Source organism: Streptomyces sp. NBC_00461 (assembly GCF_036013935.1).
GTDB lineage: Bacteria > Actinomycetota > Actinomycetes > Streptomycetales > Streptomycetaceae > Streptomyces.
The window spans coordinates 8868285-8893610 of sequence record NZ_CP107902.1 but is presented as its reverse complement, the minus strand read 5'-3'; the positions used below and the strand labels follow the sequence as shown (position 1 = coordinate 8893610).

Here is a 25326-nt window from a genome sequence, read left to right as displayed (position 1 = left end):
GTGGTCACCTGCCCATGGTGCGGCCGGTCAGACGTCGCTGCGCACCAGCCGGTACGCCGCGCCCGCCAGTGCGAGCACCGTCCAGCCGAGGAAGACCAGCAGCCCGGCCGTGGGCGACAGGCTGGTGGCGTCGTGGGTCAGGGCGAACATCGACTCGCCAGCGTTGCTCGGCAGGTAGGGGCTGATGTTGTCCTGCCAGGAGCTGGGCAGCAGGGAGATCAGCCCCGGGATCAGCATCAGGGCGGCGACGAGCACCGAGATGCCGCCGGCCACCGAGCGCAGCAGTGCGCCGAGGGCGGTGCCGATCACGCCGACCAGGCCGAGGTAGAGTCCGGCGCCCAGCAGACTTCGTAGAACTCCCGCGTGCGTCAGGCTCATCGCGGCGGGGGTGCCGGAGACGATGCCGCTGCCGAACCCGAAGGCGACGAACGCGCCCAGGGTGCCGACCACCAGCGCGACCACACCGAACACGGCCGCCTTGGACCACAGCACGGGCAGCCGACGCGGTACGGCCGCGAGCGTCGAGCGGATCATGCCGGTCGAGTACTCCCCCGCCGTGACCAGCACGCCGAGCACGCCGAGGGCCAGCTGGGCGAAGTTGGTGCCGAACAGGGACAGGCTCACGGCCGTCGAGTCGGCGAAGTGCTTGTCGATGTCGCCGGAGTCGATCCCCGACTTGTAGCGGCTCGCGGCGATCAGCCCGAAGGCGACGAGGAAGAGCAGGCCGAGACCCAGGGTGATCCACGTCGAACGCAGCGACCACAGCTTCGCCCACTCCGAGGACAGCACGCGCCGTCCCGTCACCCGGTAGGCGGGACGGCGCGAAGTGGCCGAGGGTGTCTCGACGGTCGCGGTGAGGGTGCTCATGCCGCCCTCCCGTCGGCCAGAAGAGTGTCGATGCCGGTCGTGGAGCCGTGGTACTCCACGGCGTCTCTGGTCAGGTTCATGAACGCCTCCTCCAACGACACGGTCCGTGCGGTCAGTTCGAACAGCGGGATCCCGTGCTCGGCCGCCTTCAGGCCGATCTCGCGGGCAGTGAGTCCGGACACCTGAAGCTCCTCGGAGCCGGCGCGGCCCGTGATGTCGACACCGGGGCCCGCGAGTACGTCCCGCAGCCGGGCCGGGTCCTGCGTGGCCACCTTCACGGTGTCGCCGCCCGCCTCGCGAACGAGGTCCCGCACCGTGGTGTCGGCCAGCAGCCGCCCGCGTCCCACGATGATGAGATGGTCCGCCACCAGGGCCATCTCGCTCATCAGATGGGACGACACGAACACGGTCCGGCCCTCGTCGGCGAGGGCCTTGAGCAGATTGCGGATCCAGAGCACGCCCTCCGGGTCGAGCCCGTTGACGGGTTCGTCCAGCATCACCGTCTGCGGATCGCCCAGCAGCGCCGCCGCGATGCCGAGCCGCTGGCCCATGCCGAGGGAGAAGGCTCCGGCCCGCTTCCTCGCCACGCTGCCGAGCCCCGCGAGGTCGATCACCTCGTCGACCCGGCGACGGGGAATCCCGTGCGTCAGCGCGAGCGCCCTCAGGTGGTTGTAGGCCGAGCGGCCCGGATGGACGGACTTCGCCTCCAGCAGGGCGCCGACCTCCTGGAGAGGGGCCCGGTGCCGGGCGTAGTGGTGACCGTTGACCGTCACGGAGCCGTTCGTCGGAGCGTCGAGCCCGACGATCATGCGCATGGTCGTGGACTTCCCCGCGCCGTTGGGGCCCAGGAAGCCGGTCACCGTGCCCGCCTCGACGGTGAAGTCCAGCCCGTCGACGGCCGCCTTCTCGCCGTACCTCTTGGTCAGCTGCTGTGCGTCGATCATTCGCGTTTCTTCCTGTCGGACACCGGCGCCCGTCCGTGGCCCCTGACGCCTCACCGACCACGCTAGGAGGCGAAACGTCCCGATCCGGTGGTACCGGGGACTGATCCACGCAGGTCGGGTCGTACCGCGGTACTACGTGCCGTCGCTTCCCCGCGCACCGTTCAGGTTGCGTTCAGGGTCGAAGTGCCATCGTGCGGATCATGACCGCAGAGCACGTTCTCGACGACCGTCCCCTCGTCCCCGTACGCCGTTTGGCGAACAAGGTGCCGGAGGTGACCGCCTGCTTCTGGATCATCAAGGTGCTGACCACGGGCATGGGCGAGACGGCGTCGGACCTTCTGGCCCATACGTTCGGCCCGGTTCCGGCGGTCGCGCTCGGTGGCCTCGGCCTCGTGGTCTCCCTGGCCGTCCAGTTCTCCTTCCGCCGGTACGTCGCCCGGGCGTACTGGACCGCGGTCGTCATGGTCAGCGTGTTCGGAACCATGGCCGCCGACGTCCTGCACGTCGGCCTCGGTGTGCCCTACGGGGTGTCGGCCCCAGCCTTCCTCGCCGTACTGGCCACGGTCTTCGTCCTCTGGTACGCGAGCGAGCGGACCCTGTCCATCCACACCGTCCAAACCCGCCGCCGCGAGGCGTTCTACTGGGCGGCCGTCCTCGCCACGTTCGCCCTCGGCACCGCCGCGGGCGACCTCACCGCCACCGTCGGCTTCGGCTACCTGGGCTCGGTCGCCCTCTTCGCCGCCGGCATCTGCGTGCCCGCCCTGGCCCACCGCTTCGGCGCCCTGAACGCGGTGACCGCCTTCTGGACGGCGTACGTCATCACCCGCCCCCTCGGGGCCTCGCTCGCCGACTGGATGGCACTCGGCCACGCCCGCGGCGGCCTCGGCCTCGGTCTGGCGCCGGTCACCCTGGCGTGGACGGTCGCGATCATCGGGTTCGTGGGATACGTGGCCGTGTCACAGCGCGATACGGGGGCTCACGCCGCGGCCTGAGGCGTTCTTCGGCCACCCGGGGCGCGCCGTCACCCCCGCGACGTCTGCTCGTGCTCCGGGGCGGCGAAGGCGTGCGAGACATCGGGGAGTTGAGAAGTCGAGGAACTGAGGACCTCACCGCTCGACGGGGTCCCGTGCGGGCTTCTCCTCGACGCGGTCCTGTGCGCGGCCGCCAGGATGGCGCAGGGCGCACAGGTATCCGATGCCGAGGGCGATGGCCATGCCGTAGAACACCCACTTGTTGGCCTCGGCGAAGTCCATGCGGACGGCGGACATCGCGTCTCGCATGGCCACCGCGGTCGGGCCGTCGCAGGTGGGCGTGCGGCTGTCCGCGTTGCCGGTGACGGTCGCCGCCACCGATCGGGCCACGGACTGCGCGGTGCCGCCACGGCTCGCCGCGCGAGCTGAGGGTGTCCACGACGTTGTCGGTCGTAGCGGAGGTGGGTGACGCCCGGCGCCGGGACGGCCTCGACGAAGCGCAGGTGCAGGCGCACGTGCTCGGGCAGGGCCCCGAGACACCCCGGCCAAGAGCCGCGGTCAACGTCTCTTCTCGTAGCGCAACGTCTGCTGGGCGTTGAGCTGTTCGACGAGGGTGAAGACGGCGACGGCCAGCTGCTTCAGGTTGGCCGTCGGCACGTTGTCCTTCATGCGGCGCAGTTCGGCGACGACCGCCTCCTGGTTGCCCTGGGGGCCGACGAGGTTCTGCTGGGCGCCGAGGGCGCCGAGGGACTTGTGGACGGCTCGGGCGCCGTCCTCGTCGTCCACCACGTCCCGCTCGTCCACGGTCAGGTGGTCCCAGTTCTTGAGCAGGTCGGAGCCGGACGGCAGGGCGCTCAGCCAGGCGTTGCGGGTCAGTTCGACGGTGGTCCGGGTCCGGTCGTTGGCCAGACCTCGCTCGACCTCGTTGCCGAAGACCCGCTCGCCGCCACGGCCGGTCATCCCCGCCGCCCGCAGGACGAGAGCGACGAACTCGTCACGGTTCGCCTGGAAGTGGCCCGTCAGGTTCGGCGACAGCAGGCTGAAGGCGTGGGCGAAGTCCGTACGGGCCATCAGGGCCCCGGCGATCGACTTGGCGTTGGCACCCGGCTGCAGGTTCTGACCCTGGATCAGGTACGCGGCAAGATGCATGACCAGGCCGGTGAGCGCTTTGGTGTCGGACCTCGACGGCTGGAAGCCGAGCTGGGGCAGCAGCGCCGTGATCGCGGCGTCGGCACCGGCCCGGGCCGCGGGGAGCTCACCGAGACCGCCCGCCGACAGGTCGGCGGACGCCTGCGCGCGCCCCTTGACCCGCCCCGCCCCCAGCACGGGCACGCGCTCCATCACACTCATCGGCTCGCGGTTCGCGAGATAGTCGATCAGTTTCGGCAGACGCTCCAGGCGCGCCCCGAGCGTCGCCTGCGGGGCGAAGCTGAGAGGGTTTCCGTCCGGGTAGATCCGCAGGCGGGACTGGGGGGTCCCGCCGCCCGCGGTCACGTCCTCGGAGGGGATGTACGCATCGCCGCGACGGCCGTCGAGGTAGCGGGCCATGGCGGTCAGGTTGTCCATGACCGTCCCGACCTCCGCGAGCGAGGTGAGCGGGTCGGTGATCCACTCCAGGTTGGAGCCGCCTGTGGGGCTGGCGTCCGCCGTCAGGTCGAACTTGTTGCCCGCCACGACGAGCCCGTCGACCCGCCCCTTGCCGAGGTTCTCGCCCGCCAGGGGCTCCTCGGACACCTGCCCCCTGACCAGCAGGGTGGTCACCAGGCCCTGGCGCTCTGAGTCGGTCACGTCGAGATCGGCGAGGCGTTGCGCACCGGCCGCGGTCAACTGGCCGTCGTGGCCGAACCATTGGGCCCGCAGCGCGTCGGCGTTGCCGTCGGCCACCTGCGCCTGCTCCTGCGGCTTGAGCCGCCGGTGGTACGGAGAATGGGAGGAGAGAAAGATCTCCAGGATCCTGGCGTCGATCAGCTGCTGCCGTTCCTGGGACCGCTGTGCGCGGACATCCTCCGAGTCGTCCTCCATCCTGCGCACGTTCCACTGCGCCTCGAACTCGAACCCGACCGCGCGCTGCACGTCGGGGGTCCCGGCCCCGCCCGTGTCCCGCGCTCCGCGGGAGGGCGAACCGGCCGAGTCCGCCTGCCCCTCGTCCCCCGTCCGGTGCGAGTGTGATGGCGGCGCCGCCATCACCCGCTTCGCGTTCGCCTCGGCTGCCCGCTCGAAGCGGTCGGACGGGTCGCTGAGCCGCAGTCCGTCGCCGTGGTCGGTGCCGGAGACGGGGCCTTTCCGCTGCTGGATGACGTGCGTCAACTCATGGGCGAGGGTGTGCTTGTCGACACCCGTCGAACCGATGACGACGTTCTCTCCCGAGGTGTACGCACGGGCGCCCAGCTCCTGCGCCGAACGCTGGGCGACGGCGCCCGTGTGCAGACGTACGCCGGAGAAGTCCGCGCCGAGGCGGGCCTCCATCTCGGTGCGCAGCGGCGCCTCCAGCGCCCGGCCCGCCGACCGGAGCACGGTGTGCGCGGCGGCACGCTGCACGGGTTCCTCGTGGCCGTGGTCCACGGTGGCGGCACGCTGGACCGGCTCGCCGTGGGTGTGTTCGGCGTGCGCGTGATCCTCTTCGTGAGCGTGCGGGTCCTCGCCGCGACCGTGCCGTTCGGCGAGCATCGCGGCCACGGTCCGGTTGCCGACGGCGCGCTGAAGTGCGACGAGGCGCTGCGGAGAGAACGTCCCCGGGACGCGCGCGGGGCCGGCGCCCTCCGAAGTGACCGGGTCCAGACGGTCGTGGGCGGCGGGCGCGGAGTGCCGCGTCGGCCGCTCCGGGTCACGGCGATCCCGGCCGGGCTCCTGAACGCGCATGGCATCTCCGGTCGTTCCGGTGGTTCCGACAGCGAGGTCCGCACCCAGCATCACGTCGGTCAGGGCATCACGGAAGGTCCCTGGGGGTAACGGCCGGGCAGGCTTGCTGCCCTGGACGGATCACGAGCCGCACCCACTCACGCGCCTGCCGCTCAGCGCCATGTCGTCCATGTGCATGTCGAACGAGAAGGGCGGCCCGGTCACTACGAGAAGTGGCGTTGCGTACGGGCTCCGAGGCCTGCGGTGTTGCCCAAGTCTGGCCCGATAGCGGCCGGTCCGTCACGCGCATTTGCCGATGCCTTGACGATCCGTTCCATGGGCGTTCAACCAGCCGTCCCCGCCCGCGCTGTGCGTGGTCCCTATGTTCCCTGAGAGATGCAGGAGAAGGGACTATGGACAGACTCCTCGCGGTCCGGGCCCGTGGGATCGCCAAGCGCTTCGGCGATGTCGTCGCACTCGACGGCATCGACCTGGATGTGACGCAGGGTCAGATCCACGGCCTGGTCGGACCGAACGGCGCCGGCAAGACGACCTTGCTCGGCCTGCTGCTGGGCCTGGCCGTCGCCGACGGCGGCCGGCTGGAGATCCTGAGGACGCCGGTCGAGCGGGCGCTCGCCGCGCCCGACGGGGTCGCCGGTTTCGTGGACGCGCCCGGCCTCTACCCCTCGCTCACGGCCCGGCAGAACCTCGCGGCGCTGGCCGGACTCCGCGGCCACGACGCACGGACGGCGGGGATCGACGACGTACTCGACGAGGTCGGGCTCACCGATGTCGCCGACGACCGGACCCGCGGCTTCTCCCTCGGAATGCGTCAACGACTCGGTCTCGCGGCCGCGTTGCTCACCAAGCCCCGGCTGCTCGTGCTCGACGAACCCTCCAACGGCCTTGATCCGGCGGGCAAGAGACATGTGCACGCCGTCCTCACCCGGCTCGCCGCGGACGGAACCGGTGTCGTGCTCTCCAGCCACCGCATGGACGACCTTGAGGCACTGTGCTCCGAGGTCACCATCCTCGCCACCGGACGGGTCGTCTTCTCCGGCCCGCTGAGCAAGCTGGCCGCCGAGAACCGTGAACTCGACTACCGGCTGCGCACCTCCGACCTGCCTGCCGCACGCCGGCTGGCCGCCGACACGGCCGGCATCCGGGTCGTCGACGGCACCGGCATACGGCAGGACGCCGGGCTGCTCGTCGTGCGCGCGCTGGTGCCCGCCCTCGACGAACTGGTGGCCGGGCTCGTGCGGTCGGGCATCGCGGTGCGCGAACTCGCGCCCGTGGTGTCGCCTCTGGAGGCCGCGTTCCTCGCCCTCACGGACCAGCAGGAGGCCGGCCGATGACCGCGACCGTCGCCGACGACAAGGCCGCCGTCGCCCGCCGCGTCCCGGTCTCGCGCGGCTATCGCTTCGAGTTGGTGAAGCTGGTCTCGCAGTGGCGGATCCGCCTGCTGGTCCTCGCCTGCTGGATCGCGCCGGCGCTGTTCGTCGCGGGGGTGAGCCGGCAGAGCACGCTCCCGTCCGACACCCTATTCGGTCGCTGGATGCACGCCACGGGGTGGGCCGGGCCGCTGGTGATGCTCGGTTTCGCGGGCACTTGGGCGCTGCCGTTGCTGACCTCGGTGGTGGCGGGCGATGTGTTCGCCGTCGAGGACCGGCTCGGGACCTGGCGCCATCTGCTGGTGGCGGTCCGGTCGCCCCGGCGGATCTTCGTGGCGAAGGCGCTGGCCAGCCTCACCGTCGTCCTGCTGTTCATGGCGGGGCTCGCCGCCTCCAGCACGGCCGGCGGTCTCGTGGCGGTCGGCAACCAGCCGCTGGTCGGTCTCGACGGGCATCTGCTGGCGCCGGGGGACGCGGCCGTTCGGGTCCTGCTCGCCTGGGGCTGCGCCCTCGCTCCGACGTTGGCCCTCGCCGCGATCGGGTTCCTCGGATCGGTCGCGCTGGGGCGGTCCCCGATGGGGCTGCTGCTGCCCCCGCTCGTCGCGCTCGCGATGTCGGTCGCCCAGATGCTGCCGCTGCCCGTCGCCGTGCGACTCGCCCTGCCCGGCTACGCCTTCATCTCCTGGAACGGTCTGTTCACCGGCCCCGCGCAGCTCGCCCCACTCCTGACCGGCGTCGTGGTCAGCCTGGTGTGGGCTGCGCTCGCGACCGCGCTGGCCTTTCTGCTGTTCCTGCGACGCGACTTCACCAACCCGGCCTACGACGGTGCCGGGCGCCGCGCGCTCACCGTCGGGCTGCTGCCGCTGGTCGCACTGACCGCCCTCACCGTCACCGCGGTCGCCGCGGCCACCCCCTCCCTGGGCTCGGGCATCGAGCGGGACAAGGTCCAGCGGTCACTCGCCACGGCGTTCGCCCACCTCTACCGCCTGCAGACCCGGCAGCTGCACCGGCCCGCCGTCACCGAGGCGCAGCTGCGCGCCACGGCCGCCTGCACCAAGAGCGACGGCCGAGCCGCCCAGGAGGGCGCGGGCAACGACTGGCGTTGCGTCGTGACCTGGCATCTCCCCAGTGCACCGGTCGCGGGGACCGCCATCTACCAGCTCGACATCACCTCGGACGGGCGGTTCGTGGCCGACGGCGACGGGCCGAAGGAAGTGAACGGCTACTTCCTGCTGCGGACCTCGACAGGCGACGCACCCAACCCGCTCTGGCAGTTCGACGGAAGCGTCGACCTGCTTGACACCACCTCGAAGGGATAGTCCATGCAGGTAACACGGCAGCGCCGGGTTGAGCAGAAGGACCGGATCGACCTCTTCGGCAGACGCGTCGGCCGTCGCGCCATGCTGGTGACGGCAGGCATCGCGGTCGCGCTCGGCGTCACGGGCGCCGCGGTCGCCTCGACGTGGCATTTCGGCACCCAGCAGGTCGCCCAGGAGACCGCCAACGGGCAGGTCATCTCCAGCGACCAGTACATCAAGCCGTACGGCAGCCGCACCGTCATCAACGACGGCAAGATCATGTCGTCGGCGGTCAGCCCGGACGGCACCCACCTCACGGCCGCGGTCGCCGACGGTGACGCGTCGCTGGTGGTCATGGACCTGGCGACCGGCCAGGTGAAGCAGAAGGCCGGCACCAACGCGGCCGACGACCTGCGCATCAAGAACGGCTCCGTCGGCCAGGAGGGCCCGGCGTACTCGCCCGACGGCAAGCAGCTGTGGCTGGGCCAGACCGACGGCTACACCAGGTTCACCGTGGGCGCGGACGGCACGCTCTCCAACCCGGTGACCGTCTCGATCCCGGCCGACGGCGCCAAGCACGCGCTGGTCGGCGCGGCCGTGTTCTCGGCCGACGGCTCCACCGTGTACTCCGCGGTCAACGGCCAGAACCGGGTGGTCGCCATCGACGCGGCCACCGGAACCGTCAAGCGGAGCTGGGCCGTCGGCACCGCCCCCCGCGGCCTGGCCATGGTCGGCGACAAGCTCTACGTCAGCAACGAGGGCGGGCGCCCGGCCCGGGTCGGCGACACCACGATCAACTCCTACGGCACCGACGTGCCGGCCGACCCGGACACCGGTGCCACCACCACCGGCACGGTCAGCGTCATCGACCTGGCCGACCCGTCCGTCGCGGTCGCGAGCATCGACGTCGGTCTGCACCCCACCGCGGTGTACGCCAAGAAGGGCGCGGTGTTCGTCACCAACACCGCCGACAACAGCGTCTCGGTCATCGACACGGCCAAGGACAGGGTCGTACAGACCATCGCCACCCAGCCGTGGCCCGAGGCGTCGGTCGGCTACGAGCCCAACGCCGTGACGCTCACCGACGACGGTCGTCTGCTGGTGACGCTCGGCCGCGCCAACGCGGTCGCCGTCTACCGCTACACCTCCCCGCAGCAGCCGGCCCGCTATGTCGGCCTGCTCCCCACGGACTACTTCCCCTCGGAGATCGCCACCGTCGGCAAGCAGGTGGTCGTCTCCAACACCCGCGGCATCGACGCCCGCCGCCCCACCGCCGGCGCCGGCCACGGCACCCACGACACGACGTCGAGCCTGACGCAGTTCAAGCTGCCGGACGACAGCGTCATCAGGGCCCAGACCGCCAAGGTATTCAGGCAGAACGGCTGGACGCCCGGCTCGGTCCTGACGGCCAAGGGCAAGGGCCACGCGAAGGCGCTGCCGGTCCCGGTGCGCCTCGGCGACCCCTCGACGATCAAGCACGTCTTCCTGCTCGTCAAGGAGAACCGGACCTACGACCAGGTCTTCGGCGACCTGCCACAGGGCAACGGCGACTCGTCGCTCACGACGTTCGGCGAGAACGTGACGCCCAACCAGCACGCGCTGGCCGCGCAGTTCGGGCTCTACGACAACTTCTACGACGTCGGCACGAACTCCGCCGAGGGCCACAACTGGCTGATGCAGTCGGACAACCCGGAGTACACCGAGTCCTCGGCCGGTGAGTACCAGCGCAGTTACGACACCGAGAACGACGCCCTCGGCCACCAGAAGACCGGTTTCATCTGGTCCGGCGCGCAGGCGGCGGGCAAGTCCGTCAAGGACTTCGGCGAGTTCCAGTCGCTGGAGACCAAGCCGGCCGGCGCGACCTGGCAGAACCTGTACTGCGACACCAAGAACATGGACGCGACGGGGCAGCAGACGGCGTACCCGATCAAGACGGGTTCGGCGATCCCCTCGCTCAACAAGGTGTCGGTGCAGGGCTTCCCGCTGTTCGACCTCGATGTCCCGGACATCTACAAGGAACAGATCTGGAAGCAGGACTTCGAGAAGAACGGTCCGGCGAACCTGAACATGTTCTGGTTCTCCAACGACCACACCGGCGGTCCGGCGAACGCGTCCGCCGAGGTCGCCGACAACGACCTCGCGGTCGGCAGGATGGTCGACGAGATCTCGCACAGCAGGTACTGGAAGGACTCGGCGATCTTCGTCGTCGAGGACGACTCGCAGAACGGCCTCGACCACGTCGACGGCCACCGTGCCCCGGTCCAGGTGATCAGCCCGTACGCCAAGCACGGCACCGTCGACAACCACTACTACTCGCAGATCACGATGGTCCGCACCATCGAGCAGATCCTCGGGATGCACCCGATGAACCAGCTCGACAGCGCGGCCACCCCGATGTACGGCGCGTTCACCCCGAAGGCGAACACCACACCGTTCACCGCGGTGCCCAACCGGACCTCCCTGACCCTCGGCGTGAGCCCCCAGCCCACCTGCGGTTCGGACACCCCGGCGCCCCAGGACACCAAGGCGGCGGCCGCGCCGACGTCCACCTCGGTGCCGGAGGCCAGGCAGAACCTCGCCGCGCAGTGGAAGACCTGGGCCAAGCACCAGCGGCTGACGGGGCCGGGCGCCGTGCCCGACTACGCCAACCCCACGCAGATGAACCGCTACACGTGGTACCAGACGCACAACTGGACCAAGCCGTACCCCGGTGACAGCAAGGTCTTCGCGCCGGACGACGTGCCGGGCGCCTACATCCCGTCGCCGGAGTCCGACGGCTGAGACAGGCGGCCGATGAATTCGGTTGCGGAGGAACCCGTGAGTCCGTTGCGCTTGTTGCATGGAAGGGGTCACAGAACAGGCGCGACGGACGGGCGCGGGAAGAAGCCGTGAGGTCGGGCGGCCGCCGGCTCCATGGCGGAGGCCGACGGTGCTCGGCGCGCTGATGCTGGCCGCCTTCACGTTCAACACGGCGGAGAACCTGCCGATCGGTCTGCTGGACCTCATCTCCGAGAGCCTGCGGGTCTCCCTGCCGGCGGTCGGTCTTCTGGTCACCGGCTACGGCCTGACGGTGGCGGTCGCGTCCCTGCCGCTCGCCCACGTCCCACGGGCCGTGCCCCGACGTCATGTGCTCACCGGACTGCTGGCCGCGCTGGTCGTGTCCAGTCTGGTGGCGGCGCCGGCGACCTCGTACGGGGTGCTCCTTGCGGCGCGGTTGCTGACGGCTGTGGCCCAGGCGCTGTTCTGGGCCGTGACGGGGCCGGTCGCGGTGGGCCTTTTCGGGCCCGAGGTCCAAGGGCGGGGTGGTCGGGGCGCTGTCCGTCGCCGGTTCGCTCGCCCTCGTCCTCGGTGTCCCCGCCGGGACCTGGCTGGGCCGGCAGAGCCACTGGCAGGTGCCCATCGGCGCGCCGGCGGCGCTGGGGCTCGTCTCACTCGTCACGGTCGCCGTCCTGCTGCCGACCTCGCGTCCGGAGAAGGAGCCCGCCGCCTACGGAACCAGGCCCGATGTCCGCCGGTTCGGGACGGTGCTGGCGGCGGGAGCGCTGTCCGCCACCGGGGCGTTCGCGGGCTTCACCTACATCGTGACGTTCCTGGGCGAGGTGAGCGGGTTCTCCCCGGGCACGGTCAGCGTCCTCTTCGTGGCCTTCGGTGTCGCGTGTCTGGCCGGGGTGAGCATCACCGGGATGTTCCTGGACCGCTTCCCACGGTCCGCACTGACCGCTGCCGTGGCCACGCAGGCGGTGGGCATGCTCGGCCTGTACGCGTCCGGTACCGACCCGGTGGCTGCCGTGGTGTTCCTGGCGCTGATGGGTGGTGCGCTCGGGCCGGTGTTCATGACCGCCCAGAACGCGATGCTGCAGTGCGCGCCGGGCCGCACGGACATCGCGCTCGCGGCGAACTCCGGTGCCTACAACGCCGGTATCGCGGCGGGCGCCGCACTCGGAGGACTGGTCCTGCCGCTCGCCGGCGTGCGGGGCACCTTCCTCTCCGGCGGGCTGCTGACCGTCGGGGCCTGCGCGGTGCTGGTCGGCGACCGGCTGCTCGGTTGCCGAACGGAGGCCGTCGCGAAGAGCCGCCGCCACCGGTCGGCTGAATCCACGGGCCGAGCGGCGTGTCCGGGCGGGCGGGGCCGCCCGCTCGGCACAGGGTGGTCGCTGCTGCCGTCGTGGAGGAGGAACCGTGAAGCGTCGCGTGATCGCCGCTCTGGCCGCCGTCGTCGCCGGGCTGATCCTGTTCGCGGTACCGGCCGCGGCTCAGGACGGCCGCGGCGATGTCGAGAGCAACGACTGGAACTTCCCGCTCACCAACATCGGCCTGCTGTAGCGCCGGGTCCGGGCGCGATCTCCGACCTACCGGCGAGGCTCCCGGCGTGCGAACAGGAACGCTTGTGGAGCTGCACCATCCGGGTCGAGCAGCAGCTGGGCCTCGATCTCGAACCCCGCCTCACGCAGCCAGGTTGCCACCCGGTCCGGCCGTCGGCGGTGGACATGCACCCTCATCGGGTGACCGCCGTAGCCCTCTGTCTTCAACCGCGACCCGTCGCCGACGTGAAACAGCAGCTGCAGCGGTCCGCCTGGACGCAGAGCCCGGTGGAAGTGCCGGAACACCGTGGGCACTTCGCCGTCGGGGACGTGGATCAGCGACTGCCAGGCGACCAGGCCGGCCACCGAGGCGGCCGGGAGACCCGGGTCCGTCATCGAGCCCACCTCGAACCGCAGGCCGGGGTGGTCGCGCCGGGCCTGGTCGATCATCCCCGGGGAGAGATCGACACCGAACGCGTCGACACCGAGCCGGTGCAGATGGGCGGTGACGTGGCCGGGGCCGCAGCCGACATCGGCCACCGGCCCGCCACCCGCGGCGCGCACACTGTCGGCGAACAACGCCAGAGCCATACGAAGGTACTGCTGTCCGGCGATGGCATCGCGCACCTGTTCGGCATAGCTGACCGCGACGGTGTCGTACGACGTTCGGGTGTCTGCCTGCCAGTTGTCCGTGGTCATGGCAGGCACGGTAGTCCAGCGGGCCAACTCCTTCCGGGAGAAAGGCAGTTGCCGCGAGCGGTTCCGATCACGGACGATCTCGGACTGTGACGACGAACAGCAGCCAAGGACACCTCGGCCAAGGAGACCCCACTCCCGAGCCGCCCCATCCGTCGGTCCGCCCGCTCGCCCTGGTCACCGGTGCAGGTCGCACCGCCGGCATCGGCGCGGGCATCGCCCGCCGGCTGGCCGCCTCCGGCTGGGACATCGCCTTCACTTACTGGACCCCCTACGACGAGCGCATGACCTGGGGCCGCGAGTCCGGCGCGACCGACGCGATCGCCGACGCCCTCAAAGAGAACGGCGCCGCCACCGCGGCCGTCGAGGCGGACCTGGCCGACCCGGACACTCCGGCCCGCGTCTTCGACGAGGTCGAGCGCAGCCTGGGCAGCGTCTCCGCCCTGGTGATGTGCCACTGCGAATCGGTCGCCTCCGGTCTTCTCGACACCACCGTCGAAAGCTTCGACCGGCACTTCACCGTCAACGCCCGCGCCACCTGGCTGCTGATCCGGGAGTACGGCCGGCGGTTCGCCGCCGCGCCGGGCAGCGGCCGGATCATCAGCCTGACCAGCGACCACACCGTGGGCAACCTGCCCTACGGCGCGAGCAAGGGCGCCCTCGACCGCATCACCCTGGCCGCCGCACACGAACTCGCCCACCTCGGCGTCACCGCCAACGTGATCAACCCAGGGCCGGTGGACACCGGTTGGATGACCGACGAAGGGCGCTCACACGTGCTTCGCCAGACGCCGCTCAACCGGCTCGGCACCCCGCAGGACACCGCCCACCTCGTCGACTTCCTCTGCTCGCCGGAGGGCCAGTGGATCAACGGCCAGCTCCTGATGAGCAACGGCGGATTCGCCTGACCCCCGCCAGGCGGTCACGCGCGACGGGCCACCAGGTGTGGCGGCTCGGCGACGACCTCGCAGTCCGAACGGCCCACCCTCGCTCCCGGCCTTCCGCTGCAGATTACGGTTCGTCACCACCTGGGTACCGGGCGAGCCCGCCGGCCGCGCCCCCGCGACGCGTGCAGGGGAGGCGGCCGTCACCCTGGCCGCCTTCCTGACCGCCTTCCACCGCCCTGCCCCCGACGGGGCGCCCGCGGGCCCTGCACGGCGACCTGCACCCGGCCAACGTCCTGACCTCGAACGGCGCCTTCTGCTGCGTGATCGACTTCGGCGACCTCTTCGCCGGAGACCCGGCCGTCGACCTGGCCGCCGCGTGGATCCAGTTGACGGACGGCGCCGCCGAACTTTCCCACGAGACCTACGGGCCGAGCGCGGACGCCGCGACCGTGCGGCGCGCTCGCGGCTGGGCGGCGCACTACGACGCCTCACCGCGTCGGTCCACCAGTGATCAGGCACCCGCGTGGGGGAGGCGAAAGGATGCCGCCGGCGGTGGTCAGGGGCCGGCCAGGCGGCGCCGGTCCTCGTCGTCCCATGTGCGGGTGTCGCGAGGAGTGACGTACGGCTCCTCCCCGGGCGGATGCCCGCCTGCCACGGCCCGTTGCCGCGCGGTCTCCGCGTCGAACTCCAGGCCGAGCAGCAGGGCCAGATTGCCGATCCACAGCCAGACCAGGAAGACGATGACGCCCGCCATGGTGCCGTAAGTCTTGTTGTACGAGGCGAAGTTGGCGACGTAGAACGCGAAGCCCGCGGAGGCGATCAGCCAGATCAGCAGGGCCAGGAAGCTGCCCGGGGTGATCCATTTGAAGCCGCGTACCTTGGCGTTGGGGCTCGCCCAGTACAGGATCGCGATCATCACCGTGACCAGGACGACCAGGACGGGCCACTTGGCGATCGACCAGACGGTCAGGGCCGTGTCGCCGATGCCCAGCGCCTTGCCCGCCTGGCGGGCCAGACCGCCGGTGAAGACGACGATCAGCGCGCTGGCCACGGCCAGCACCATGAGCACGACGGTGACTCCGACCCGGATGGGGAGGATCTTCCAGACGGGGCGCCCCTCGGGCATGTCGTAGACGGCGTTGGACGTGCGGATGAACGCCGCGACGTAGCCCGAGGCCGACCACACCGCCAGGACGAGGCCCACGACGGCCATGGCCGAGCCGAGGCCGCCGCCGCCCTGCAGCTGTTCGACCGCGCGCGTGAGGATGTCCCGGGCCGAGCCGGGGGCCAGCTGCCGGAGGTTGGTCAGCACCTTGTCGGTGGCCGACGCGCCGGACAGGCCCAGCAGGGAGACCAGGACCAGCAGGGCCGGGAACAGGGACAGGACGCCGTAGTACGTCAGGGCCGCCGCGCGGTCGGTCAGCTCGTCGTCCTTGAACTCCCGCAAGCTGCCTTTCAGCACGGCGCCCCACGAACGTCGGGGCAGGTCGATGGGCGTGTCCGGGGCACGCTGCTCCACCTGCGGGTCCGGTCCGAACCGCTCTTCGGGGGCATCCGAACGCGGCTCGGCCCGATCGTCGGCCTGCTCGTCGGCCCGATCGTCGGCCTGCTCGTCGGCCCGATCGGGTGGCGGGTCACGGCGTGCCTTGCGATGGAGGTGGCTGGATGTGATATCTCGGGTCATGCGCTCCCGGGTATCCACACTGCGGTGTCCTCACGCGCCGATCGGCCGGTGACGAAGGCCGAGCGGCTCCCCCGCGGTGCCTATGCCTGGTGCTCGCGATCGCAGAGGGGGCACTCTGGAGAGGGCGGCGGGAGCCGTGGGCGCCGACCGGGCGCGTGGGGCCGGTGCCGGGTGCAGAGGTGGTGGCGCTGGTGGACATGGACTACGCGGCGCTGTTCGCCGCCACGCCGAGCCCGTACCTCGTACTGGGCCCGGACCTGGTCATCGTGGAGGTCAACCAGGCCTACCTGGAGGCGACCGGCCGCACGCGCGAGGACCTGCTCGGGCAGCACATCTTCGACGCCTTCCCGGACAACCCGGCCGATCCGGAGGCCGACGGCGTGCGCAATCTCAGCGCCTCGCTGCACCGTGTCCTGGCCGCGCGGGAACCGGACACGATGGCGTTGCAGAAGTACGACATCCCCGTGAGCGGCCCGGCCGGGGCGTTCGAGGAGCGATGGTGGTCGCCGATCAACACGCCGATCCTCGGCTCGGACGGAAAGGTGCGCTGGATCATCCACCGGGTGGAGGACGTGACCGCGTTCGTGCAGACGCGCACAGCCGGACGGCGGCCGCCAACGGAACAGCTGACCGAGCGGGAGGCGTTGGAGGCCGAACTCTATGCGCGGGCACGCGAGTTGCAGCGGCTGAACGAGGAGTTGCGGCTGGCCCATACCCGGGAGCGTGAGGTGGCCGTCGCGCTGCAGGAGGCGATGCTGCAGGCGCCGGATCTGGTCCGGCACAAGAACGTCGCGGTGCGCTACCTGCCCGCTGCCGGGTCGCTGAACGTGTGCGGCGACTGGTACGACCTCGTCGACCTGGCCGACGGCCGTTTCGCGGTGGCCGTCGGTGACGTCGTCGGCCACGGGCTGGAGGCCGCCACGGTCATGGGCATGCTGCGCAGCGCGCTGAGTGCCGCCATCCGCGCGCTGGAGCGTCCCGCCCAGGCCCTGGAGGTCCTGGGACTGTACGCCCGGTCGGTGGAGGGGGCGCTGAACACCACCGTCGCCAAGGCCCTGATCGACCCCCGCAGTCACCTGATCATCTACAGCAGCGCCGGCCACCCGCCACCCGTCCTGGTGCACCCCGACGGCAGCTGCGAGCTCCTCGACAAGGCCACCGACCCGCCCCTGGGCGCCCGCCCCGACCATGTCCCCCGTCCCCAGGCCGGCCAGCCGTACGCCCCCGGCGACACCCTCGTGCTCTACACCGACGGCCTGATCGAGCGCCGCGACGAGGACATCGAGGCAGGGCTGGCCCGCCTGCTCGAAGTCCTCGGCCACTGCAGCACCCAGTCCCCGCAACGCCTCGCGGACTCCCTGCTGGCCCGCCTCGGCCTGTCCGGCGGAGCTCGCGACGACATCGCCCTGATCGTCGTCCGCCTGTGACGACGGCGGCACCGGCGCTCGATGTCCCGCCTGTGCTGCGACCGCTGTCGGCGGGACCGCGCGGGCTCGGCCGGTCGTGCGCCGCCCACCCCGCGGCCCGGCCATCAAGGGTGCCGGTCGACGGCCCGGCGGGCGTCCAGGGCCGGTGATCATGGTCGCGGGACGGAGTCGGCAACTTCCTCAAGGTGCGTCTCCCGGTTCGACTCGACGACGGACGGACCGTGGTCCACCTGGCCTGGGTCCACCTCCGGGCCCCGGTGATCGAGGAGTTCGTCGAGAGGGTGCGCCGACACCTTGGCGGGACACCGCTTCGAGGGTCTGCTCTGCGACGCGATCGGGCCGTGAGGCGAGGAGGTGCTGCGCGCGCCTGTCGTCCTGGAAGGCCGGCAGAGCAACGAGGACGGATCGATGCGCTACTGCGAGGTGGTCGAGTCCGGTCACCCGCTGCTGAGCAAGGTGGTGCAGAAGCTCTGGCCTGCCGAGTTCGTGCTCGGCGCTCGCGATCCTGGCACCGAACCACGCGGTTGACCGCGCCGACAGGGGCACTCGCTCATCGTCCAGAAACCCCGGAGCGCGGAGGAAGACGATGAATACTCCCGTGAATGCTCCCGTACGAAATCCCGGCGAGGGTAACGGGTCGCGGAGAATCCTCGGCATCTATCTCAACGACCACCTGGCGGGCGCGACGGGCGGTGCCGAACTGGTGCACCGCATGGTCCAGGAGCACGGCGATTCGGTCTACGGCCCGGAACTGCGGAGCCTGGCGACGGAGATCTCCCAGGACCGGCAGGCCCTGCTCAGGTTGATGGCGGACCTGAACGTCCCCACGAGGCGATACAAGGTCTACGGGGCATGGCTGGGCGAGAAGCTCGCACGGGTGAAGCCCAATGGCCGTCTGGTGCGTCGTTCCGGTCTCACGGTGCTGATCGAGCTCGAAGCCATACGCACGGGCGTCGGCGGCAAGTCGATGCTCTGGCGCACTCTGCTGTCGGCCTCCGCGGAGGAGCAGCGCCTGGACTCCGCCCGGCTGAAGGAGCTGCTGCGGCGGGCGGAGCGGCAGATCAAGGTACTGGACTCCCTGCACGCCAGGGCCACCTCGGCGCTGCTCTCCCCCGCCGCGTCACCGCGGTCGACACCGGCGCACGTTGCGGGAGGCAAGCCGTCGCCCGGTCTGGGCTGAGCAGGTGGGGCGCGAGAGTGGGGCGTCCGGTCGGCGGCACACGCGCCTCGGGGCCCGGCGCCTGGCTTTCCCGGTGAGGGGTATCCGGACGGTGCATCGACTTCATCACATGGGATCGGCAGATGAGCATCGCGTGGCTGGGAACCGAACACTGCGCTTCAGCGTGGCCTTCGCCGAGGGCGCTGCGCGCGCGGTGGACGGGCGTCGTGCGCTCCAGGCCCTCCTGGACCGCGCCGCCCGCCTGGGCCACGTACCGCTGCCGTCCTCGACGGTCATGGACGCGCAGCTGGTGATCAGCGAGTTGCTGACGAACGCGATGCTGCACGCTCCGGGGCCCTGCGGTCTGGTTCTGGAGCTGTCCGCCACCGACCTGTCCGTCACCGTGTGGGACACGTCCCGCGAGCAACCCGTGGCACAGCCGCGTGATCGGCAGCGTGTCGGCGGCCACGGGCTGCACCTCGTGCGCGCCCTCTGCGACCGGTTCGACACCGCCGCGCGCCCTGGGGGAAAGCAGGTCACCGCTCGCGTGCGCCTGGTCCCCGATCAGCCGCGCCCCCGTCAGGCGGGTCCGGCGCACGGGAGTTCGTGATGCGGTCGGGCACCGACGGGCACGGTTCCCGTGCCCGTCGGCGACAGCGGCGGTGCGCTGGACTGGATGGCCCGAGTGGGGCAGCGATCCGGGGCGGCTCGCCGGTCTCCCAGTGGGCGATGCCCAGCCTGCACCCGCCCGCCACCCTCGGCGCCCGCCGGCCCGCTCCGGGTGCGGACCGTCCGAGGCACCGGATGGTGCGGATTCTCCGCGGGCAACGGGGCATACGGGAAACCAGGCACGTGAGGACGGCAGGCGACGACGACCGTAGGAGCGGCGCCCGGGGCAACAGTCGATCACGCAGGAGGCGAGGCGAGGACATGGCAGCAGCCGAGAGCACCGACACCGACCAGAGGCAGCCTCCCCACCTTCCGCCCGCCGGGGTCGCCGAAGCGCTGGAGGCCATCGGGGCCGGGGCCTACGTCGTGGACGAGCAGGGCCATATCGTTGCCGCCAACAGCCGCGCCACACACCTGCTGGGCCGGCCCGCCGCGGACCTCGTCGGCCACGACGCCCACGACCTGCTGCACCGCGGGCCCCAGGGTCAGCCGCTGCCCGCGAGCCAGTGCAGCATGCGCCAGGCGTTCCACGACGGACGTCCCGCCCAGGCCGACGAGGACTACTTCGCCCACGCCGACGGCTCCCTGCTCCGCATCTCCTGGCTGATCACGTCGTACGCCTTCGAAGGCCACGGCACCGGCACGCTCGTCGTCTTCCACGTCCCTGGTCAGGAACACCGGCCCGATCTTCGTCCGGAACAGGCCGCGCCGCCGCTGAGCGAACTCCAACGACTGGCTCTGCTGGCCGAGACCACCACCCAGCTGACCTCCACCCTCGACGCCGACGAGGCGCTGCGGCGGCTGGTGACGCTGGTCGTGCCCCGGCTGGCCGACTGGGTCGTCATCGATCTGATCACCGAACGGGACGAGGTCTGGCGCACCACCGTGGTCGAAGCCGAGGGGGGCACACTGACGTCCCACGAGGACCTGGAGGGCCCCATGCCACCGGTGCCGGAGGAGTCGCCGATGCCTCTGTCCCGGGCCCTGCGCGGCATCGCCTCCACCTTGGCCGGACCCGAGACCTACCAGGGAGTTCCGGATTCCGGTATCGCCGTCGAGCAGCGTCGTCTGTTCGAGGCCACCGGCATCCACTCCGCGGCCATCGCCCCCATCCGCAGTACCCGCGCGGTCCTGGGAGCCCTCACCCTGGGCCGCGCCAAGAAGCCGGGGGACTTCGCCACCACCGACCTTCCCCTGATCGAGGACATCGCCCGCCGTGCCGGCCTCGCCCTGGACAACGCGCGTCTCTACCAGCGCCAGCGCAAGGTCGCCGAAACCATGCAGAACCACCTGCTGCCCCAGATGCCGCGCGTGCCCGGACTGCAGATGACCGTCCGCTACCTGCCCGCCCCGGACGCCTCCCAGGTCGGCGGCGACTGGTACGACGCCTTCACTCTCTCCGACGGCTCCACCGCCCTGGCCATCGGTGACGTAGTCGGCCACGACCTGGAGGCCGCGGCCGGCATGGCCCAGCTGCGCAACATGCTCCGCGCCTACGCCTGGTCCCAGCTGGAACCCCCCAGCCGGATCGTCGAACGGCTCGACGGGGCGATCATGCGCATCACCGACGTCACCATGGCCACCCTCGTCCTCGGCCGGGTGACCGACACCGGGGACGGGCACTGGCAGCTGACCTGGACCAACGCGGGCCACCCCCCACCCCTGCTCATCGCCCGCAATGGTTTGGCGCACTACCTGACCGACGGCCACGGTCTCATGCTGGGCACCGGGGTCACCACACCGCGTCCCGACGCCACCATCCTCCTGCCGCCCGAGTCCACCCTGCTCCTGTACACGGACGGCCTCATCGAAGCCCCCGGCCACACCCTCGACGAGGGCCTGAACCAGCTACGGCAACACGCCGCCGCCCTCGCCCACCGCCCCCTGGCTTCCTTCACCGACCAGCTCCTGCGCCGCGTACAGCCACCCGGCAAGGACGATGTCGCCCTCCTCGCCCTGCGCACGCCCCCGCGGGGCAGCCGGTCGTGAGGCGCGCCCGCTCCTCTAGCTAGGGCCCGTCCGGCGGATCATGTGGCCGTGATGGCACCAAGTTAGTTCTCGCGGGCCGGACTGCGCCCGCTTGCGAGGCGTTTCTGCCCCTCGGGCATGGGCAGGACCGCCAGTGCGGTGTCTGCAATGTTCCGCAGCGTCTCCGGGGCCAGGCCGGCCTTGCCTACCGCCTCGATACCGCGGACCACCGTCAGCAGCAGTGCCGCCAACCGCTCCGGATCCGCAGCGCTATCGATGTCGCCGTGGCGCTGGGCTGCGCTGATCTCTGTCCGCAGCAGGGTCAGCAGTGCCGTCATGGTCTCGGCCGACCGTCCGGCGACCGTCGGATCGTGCTGGGCCAGTTCCGCCGCGCCCTTGGCCAACAGGCACCCGCGGCGCTCGGTGTCGGAGGCGGTGTTCTCCGCCATTAGGTGCACGTATCCCGACAGCCGGGCCAAGGCCTCTGCGTCCGGGCCACCTGCCAGCCGCCCTTCGGCCACCTCAACGACTGCGGTGCACCAGTCGCCAAACACGCGGTGGAACAGCTTGCCCTTGTCGCCGAATGCGCCGTACAGGCTGCCCTTGCCCAGGCCGGTCGCCTGGGCGATGTCGTCCATCCGGGTTCCTGCATAGCCGGTCGCCCAGAACTGTTCCCGGGCCCGCTCCAGGACTTGGCGTTCGTCGAATGCGCGTGGTCTCGGCATGGTCTCAGCCTATCCATTCTTGACTCGATCGTCCATTACTGGCTATGTTATGGACGATCCATTCCACAACTGAAGGGGTTCGACATGCCAGGCGTGCTGCAGGAGAAGGTGGCCGTGATCACCGGAGGGACCAGCGGGATCGGGCTGGCCATCGCCCACCGCTTCGTCCGGGAGGGCGCACGGGTCTTCGTGACCGGCCGGGACATCGACCGCCTCGAAGCGGCAGTCAAGGAGATGGGTCCTGCGGCCACCGGCGTACGATCCGACGTCTCGATCCTGGCCGACCTGGACGCGCTCTACGCGCGAGTCCGCGAGGAGGCCGGACGCATCGACGTGCTGGTGGCCAACGCGGGAATCGTCGCGGACGCCGCACTCGGCGCCCACACCGAGGCGAACGTCGACCTGACACTCGCCGTCAACGTCAAGGGCCCACTATTCACCGTCCAGAAGGCGCTTCCGCTGCTGGCGGAGAACGCCTCCATCCTGGTCATCGGCTCAAGCAACAGCGTGCGCCCCAATGAGCACCTCGAGGTCTACAGCGCCTCGAAGGCAGCGTTGAGCAACCTCGTGCACAACTGGGCCCGGCAATCGCGAGAGCGTCGATTCCGGGTCAACGTCCTCAGCCCGGGACCCACGCGGACCCCTGCCCTGCTGCGCGCCGCGGGGCCGGACGTCGACCGGTTCGCCGAGGCCGTCGTGCCACTGGGACGACTGGCCGACGCCGAGGAAATCGCCGAGGCCGCCCTCTTCCTGGCTTCGGACGCCTCGTCGTTCGTCACCGGCGCCGAACTCTTCGCCGACGGCGGCTACACCCGGGCCTGAACGACGGCCGGTGGTGCGCATCCGGTTCCCTCGAAGCGATGGGGCGCACTCCCGGCCGCGCGTGTGCGTCGTACGAGGCCCAGTGCGCTCGAAGCAACGAGATCGTGGCCGCGGCCGCTTTGGATGACGTCGGCCGCCACCCCGACTGCCGGTCCGGCAACGCCGGCCTCCGCTGGGTGCTCATCCATCTCGTCGAGGAGACCGGACGGCACGCGGGGCACGCGGACATCGTGAGGGAGCTGCCTGACGGGGCGAAGGGGTACTACTAGCTCTCTCCGGTGGGTCACGACCGGAGCCGAAGTCGGATCGAGGCAACGGTGACGGTGCCGTAGAAGACGTAGGCGCGTTTGTCGAACCTCGTCGCCACAGCCCGGAAGCCCTTAAGGGCATTGATCGTCCGCTCCACCTCGTTCCTGCGTTTGTAGATCGTCCTGTCGAAGCCGGCGGGCCGACCGCCCTTGCTGCCTTTGCGCTGTCGGTTGGCCCGCTGGTTCTTCGGTTCGGGGATCGTGTGCTTGATCTGGCGTCGCCGCAGGTAGCGGCGGTTGCGGCGGGATGAGTAAGCCTTGTCTCCGCCGAGGTGGCCAGGCCGAGTCCGCGGTCGCCCGCCATCCCGGCGGGCGACACGGACACGCTCCATGACCGGGATGAGCTGCGGAGCGTCGCCCCACTGCCCCGGGGTGATCAGCAAGGCGAGTGGGCGGCGTCCGCCCTCACCGGCAAGGTGGATCTTGCAGGTCAGGCCGCCCCGTGAGCGTCCCAGGCCCTCATCGGGGCGGTGCTGCAGGGGCGTGTGTCTTTTCCCGGAAGCCGCGGGGGTTTCTTACGTGCTCCCGCAGCGCGTTGGTGGGCCCGGCAGGAGGTGGAGTCCACGCTCACCATGGACCAGTCGATGCGGCCTTCCGCGTCAGCATCGGCGAGTACAGCCGCGAAGAGCTTGTCCCATGTGCCATCCGCTGACCAACGCCGATGCCGCTCGTACACGGTCTTCCACCGACCGAAACGCGCAGGCAGATCCCGCCACGGTACCCCGGTGCGCTGCCGGAACAGAATCCCGTTGATCACCCTGCGATGACTCTCCCAATGGCCCCCGCGCTGACCGGAGTTCGGCAGATGCGGCTTCAGCCGGGCCCATTCTTCATTTGTGAGATCTCCGCGCCCCATGAGCATGCCAACGAACCAAGGCTGCGGCAGTCACAAGATCCGCCGGACACAGCCTAGCCGTGCAGGGCGTTCAGGACGGCGGCAAGTTTCTGCGGCGCGCTGATCATCGCCATGTGACCGGTGTCGAGGTCGACGACGTCGGCCCGGAGCAGGGCGATGGATCGCTGCTGGAGTTCCTCGACGTAGCACTGGTCGCGGGTGAGGTGCACATACGTCCGCGGGATGCCCCAGCGGTAGCCGCTGAGGTCCACGGGTTCGTTCAGGAGAGCGGCCGAGTCGTCGGTCAGCCGGTCCAGGGCGGACGCGGCGGTCGCCTCGTCCATGTCGTTGCACAGGATCGCGGCGGCGCCCTCGCGGGTCTGCTGGTAGACCCCGGCGGTGATGGACTGCTCTACCAGTTCCCGTACGCCGGGGTCGATCTGGTCGAGGACGCGGGATCCGTCGGGAGGTACGACGGCGGAGACGAGGACGACCTGACGGATCCGTTCGGGTACGAGGTCCAGGACGCGCGGCACCGTGACCCCGGCGAAGGAGTGGCCGACCAGCACCACTTCCCGCAGGTCGGCCGCCTCGATGTCCTTGCGGACGGCGTCGGCGCAGTCCGCGAGGGTGACCGTGCCGGGTGCGATCGCGGACCTTGTTCCGCGACCTGGCAGGTCGACTGCCAGCGCGTCCGCGCTCAGGTGAGGAATCAACTCGTCCCAGCAGTCCGCCCCGAAGCCGGCACCGTGGATGAGAACGAAGGACATGCGACCTCCTAGGCGATGAGGCGCACTCTAACTGAATTCAGGTTGGTAGCCCAGACCCGGCGGAGGAGGGGTTCAGCGCCGCTCGGGTGCGTCCTGCGCCCGCACGCCTTCCTCGGGCCGCGCTCCCACGATCCGCAGCGCGATGTCGCCGTACTGGTAGGCGAGTTGGTCGACGGAGAACTCGCCGTCCTCGTGGAACCAGCTGGCCACGCCGATGCCCATGTCGAGGATCGAGTACGAGGCGATTCTGGCCGACTGCACATGGAAGGCGCCCTCCGCGGCGCCGCGCTCGATGAGTTCACGGAAGCGTCGCTCGTAGTCGCTGCGGCCGCGCAGCACCCGCTCCTGGTCGGGCGCCTCCAGGCTGCCGATCTCCCGGTTGCCGACGAACGCCTCAAGGCGGTGCCGGGCGTGGTAGCGGATGTGCGCCTCGACGGAGCGGCGCAGTTGCTCCCGCACGTGGTCGGCGCTCGCGACGGCGGCGACGTTGTCGGCGATGAGCTGCTCCATCGTGCCGATCATGATCTCGGCCAGCAGCTCGTGCTTGGAGGCCACGTGTTTGTACAGGCTCGGGCCGCGGATGCCGACGGCCGCCCCGATGTCGGCCATGGTGGTGGAGCGGTAGCCCTGTTCGGCGAAGAGCCGCAGCGCGGACTGCCGGATCGCCGACCGACGGTCGGCCGTGGGCACGCCCTCCGGTCGTGCGGGCCGGTGCGACCGCTCGTACGGCCCCCCGTGGACTGGGCTCACCCGGACTCCTGAAGCT

21 protein-coding genes and 4 pseudogenes are annotated in these 25326 nt (G+C 70.8%); 15 read left to right on the top strand and 10 right to left on the bottom strand.

The genetic code is table 11. The features are described 5' to 3' along the window. Positions 1–27 precede the first annotated feature (27 nt). Both OG870_RS41170 and OG870_RS41165 read right to left on the bottom strand, forming a co-directional pair. Positions 28–867: an ABC transporter permease gene (locus OG870_RS41170; protein ID WP_266592067.1), complete on the bottom strand. Its 840-nt coding sequence runs from the start codon at positions 865–867 to the stop codon at positions 28–30. Continuing rightward, a complete protein-coding gene (locus OG870_RS41165; protein ID WP_266592065.1) occupies positions 864–1811 on the bottom strand; it encodes an ABC transporter ATP-binding protein in 948 nt (315 codons plus the stop codon). The genes OG870_RS41170 and OG870_RS41165 overlap by 4 nt, the downstream gene beginning before the upstream one ends. Before the next feature lie 200 nt (positions 1812–2011). Between OG870_RS41165 and OG870_RS41160 the strand changes: the two genes are divergently transcribed. Continuing rightward, complete coding sequence (locus OG870_RS41160) at positions 2012–2803, top strand: COG4705 family protein (protein WP_327692021.1); 792 nt, start codon at positions 2012–2014, stop codon at positions 2801–2803. Positions 2804–2917: 114 nt separating this feature from the next. Here OG870_RS41160 and OG870_RS41155 read toward each other — a convergent pair. Then, positions 2918–3245, bottom strand: a pseudogene (locus OG870_RS41155) (MFS transporter); the annotation flags it as partial. Positions 3246–3340: 95 nt separating this feature from the next. Next, positions 3341–5641, bottom strand: a complete 2301-nt coding sequence (locus tag OG870_RS41150) for an eCIS core domain-containing protein (protein WP_266592061.1) — start codon at positions 5639–5641, stop codon at positions 3341–3343. Between the two features lie 392 nt (positions 5642–6033). Between OG870_RS41150 and OG870_RS41145 the strand changes: the two genes are divergently transcribed. The 5 genes and pseudogenes from OG870_RS41145 to OG870_RS41125 all read left to right on the top strand — a co-directional run bounded on the left by OG870_RS41145 (position 6034) and on the right by OG870_RS41125 (position 12632). Continuing rightward, positions 6034–6975 (top strand): ABC transporter ATP-binding protein, encoded by a 942-nt coding sequence (locus tag OG870_RS41145; RefSeq protein WP_266842515.1) that lies wholly within the window; start codon positions 6034–6036, stop codon positions 6973–6975. After that, positions 6972–8330 (top strand): ABC transporter permease, encoded by a 1359-nt coding sequence (locus tag OG870_RS41140; protein ID WP_266592057.1) that lies wholly within the window; start codon positions 6972–6974, stop codon positions 8328–8330. Before OG870_RS41145 ends, OG870_RS41140 begins: the two co-directional genes overlap by 4 nt. A 3-nt stretch (positions 8331–8333) precedes the next feature. Beyond that, positions 8334–11090 carry a bifunctional YncE family protein/alkaline phosphatase family protein gene (locus tag OG870_RS41135; RefSeq protein WP_266592055.1) on the top strand — a complete coding sequence of 919 codons (2757 nt, stop codon included), beginning with the start codon at positions 8334–8336 and terminating at the stop codon, positions 11088–11090. 163 nt (positions 11091–11253) lie between these two features. Then, a pseudogene (locus OG870_RS41130) lies at positions 11254–12352 on the top strand (MFS transporter); the annotation flags it as partial. A 136-nt stretch (positions 12353–12488) separates the two neighbouring features. Beyond that, positions 12489–12632 carry a hypothetical protein gene (locus tag OG870_RS41125; protein WP_266528701.1) on the top strand — a complete coding sequence of 48 codons (144 nt, stop codon included), beginning with the start codon at positions 12489–12491 and terminating at the stop codon, positions 12630–12632. A gap of 26 nt (positions 12633–12658) precedes the next feature. Here OG870_RS41125 and OG870_RS41120 read toward each other — a convergent pair whose 3' ends face one another. Next, positions 12659–13309 carry a class I SAM-dependent DNA methyltransferase gene (locus OG870_RS41120; protein ID WP_266844738.1) on the bottom strand — a complete coding sequence of 217 codons (651 nt, stop codon included), beginning with the start codon at positions 13307–13309 and terminating at the stop codon, positions 12659–12661. Between the two features lie 86 nt (positions 13310–13395). Between OG870_RS41120 and OG870_RS41115 the strand changes: the two genes are divergently transcribed. After that, positions 13396–14214, top strand: coding sequence for an SDR family oxidoreductase (locus tag OG870_RS41115; RefSeq protein ID WP_406348436.1), 819 nt, complete (start codon positions 13396–13398; stop codon positions 14212–14214). Between the two features lie 112 nt (positions 14215–14326). Further along, a pseudogene (locus OG870_RS41110) lies at positions 14327–14666 on the top strand (phosphotransferase); the annotation flags it as partial. An 83-nt stretch (positions 14667–14749) separates the two neighbouring features. On the opposite strand, the gene OG870_RS41105 reads toward OG870_RS41110, so the two are convergent. Further along, positions 14750–15877 carry a YihY/virulence factor BrkB family protein gene (locus tag OG870_RS41105; protein WP_266842520.1) on the bottom strand — a complete coding sequence of 376 codons (1128 nt, stop codon included), beginning with the start codon at positions 15875–15877 and terminating at the stop codon, positions 14750–14752. A gap of 197 nt (positions 15878–16074) precedes the next feature. Between OG870_RS41105 and OG870_RS41100 the strand changes: the two genes are divergently transcribed. The 5 genes from OG870_RS41100 to OG870_RS41080 all read left to right on the top strand — a co-directional run bounded on the left by OG870_RS41100 (position 16075) and on the right by OG870_RS41080 (position 21121). Beyond that, positions 16075–17304 carry a SpoIIE family protein phosphatase gene (locus OG870_RS41100; RefSeq protein WP_266844742.1) on the top strand — a complete coding sequence of 410 codons (1230 nt, stop codon included), beginning with the start codon at positions 16075–16077 and terminating at the stop codon, positions 17302–17304. A 354-nt stretch (positions 17305–17658) separates the two neighbouring features. Further along, positions 17659–17832 (top strand): hypothetical protein, encoded by a 174-nt coding sequence (locus tag OG870_RS41095; RefSeq protein ID WP_266842522.1) that lies wholly within the window; start codon positions 17659–17661, stop codon positions 17830–17832. Positions 17833–17890: 58 nt separating this feature from the next. After that, the gene (locus tag OG870_RS41090) at positions 17891–18484 is read left to right on the top strand and encodes a hypothetical protein (RefSeq protein WP_266528713.1); all 594 of its coding nucleotides are present in this window, start codon (positions 17891–17893) and stop codon (positions 18482–18484) included. A gap of 133 nt (positions 18485–18617) precedes the next feature. Then, a complete protein-coding gene (locus OG870_RS41085) occupies positions 18618–19073 on the top strand; it encodes an ATP-binding protein (RefSeq protein WP_266842524.1) in 456 nt (151 codons plus the stop codon). A gap of 320 nt (positions 19074–19393) precedes the next feature. Then, positions 19394–21121, top strand: a complete 1728-nt coding sequence (locus OG870_RS41080; protein WP_266842526.1) for a SpoIIE family protein phosphatase — start codon at positions 19394–19396, stop codon at positions 21119–21121. A 62-nt stretch (positions 21122–21183) separates the two neighbouring features. On the opposite strand, the gene OG870_RS41075 is transcribed toward OG870_RS41080, so the two are convergent. Continuing rightward, complete coding sequence (locus tag OG870_RS41075) at positions 21184–21825, bottom strand: TetR/AcrR family transcriptional regulator (protein WP_266592051.1); 642 nt, start codon at positions 21823–21825, stop codon at positions 21184–21186. Between the two features lie 84 nt (positions 21826–21909). On the opposite strand from OG870_RS41075, the gene OG870_RS41070 reads away from it, so the two are divergent. Both OG870_RS41070 and OG870_RS41065 read left to right on the top strand, forming a co-directional pair. Beyond that, a complete protein-coding gene (locus tag OG870_RS41070) occupies positions 21910–22647 on the top strand; it encodes an SDR family NAD(P)-dependent oxidoreductase (RefSeq protein ID WP_266592049.1) in 738 nt (245 codons plus the stop codon). A gap of 41 nt (positions 22648–22688) precedes the next feature. Further along, positions 22689–22916 (top strand): annotated as a pseudogene (locus OG870_RS41065) (mycothiol transferase); the annotation flags it as partial. A 14-nt stretch (positions 22917–22930) separates the two neighbouring features. On the opposite strand, the gene OG870_RS41060 reads toward OG870_RS41065, so the two are convergent. From OG870_RS41060 to OG870_RS41050, 3 genes are all read right to left on the bottom strand, one after another. Next, positions 22931–23811, bottom strand: a protein-coding gene (locus tag OG870_RS41060) for an IS5 family transposase (RefSeq protein WP_266592636.1) whose coding sequence is annotated in 2 segments (ribosomal slippage) — positions 22931–23451 and positions 23451–23811 — 882 coding nt in all. Because the reading frame shifts where the segments join, the coding sequence is not laid out codon by codon here. Positions 23812–23864: 53 nt separating this feature from the next. Beyond that, positions 23865–24560, bottom strand: coding sequence for an alpha/beta fold hydrolase (locus OG870_RS41055; RefSeq protein ID WP_266592047.1), 696 nt, complete (start codon positions 24558–24560; stop codon positions 23865–23867). A gap of 72 nt (positions 24561–24632) precedes the next feature. Then, on the bottom strand, positions 24633–25310 hold the full coding sequence (locus tag OG870_RS41050) for a TetR/AcrR family transcriptional regulator (protein ID WP_266592045.1): 678 nt from the start codon (positions 25308–25310) through the stop codon (positions 24633–24635). Positions 25311–25326: the final 16 nt, after the last annotated feature.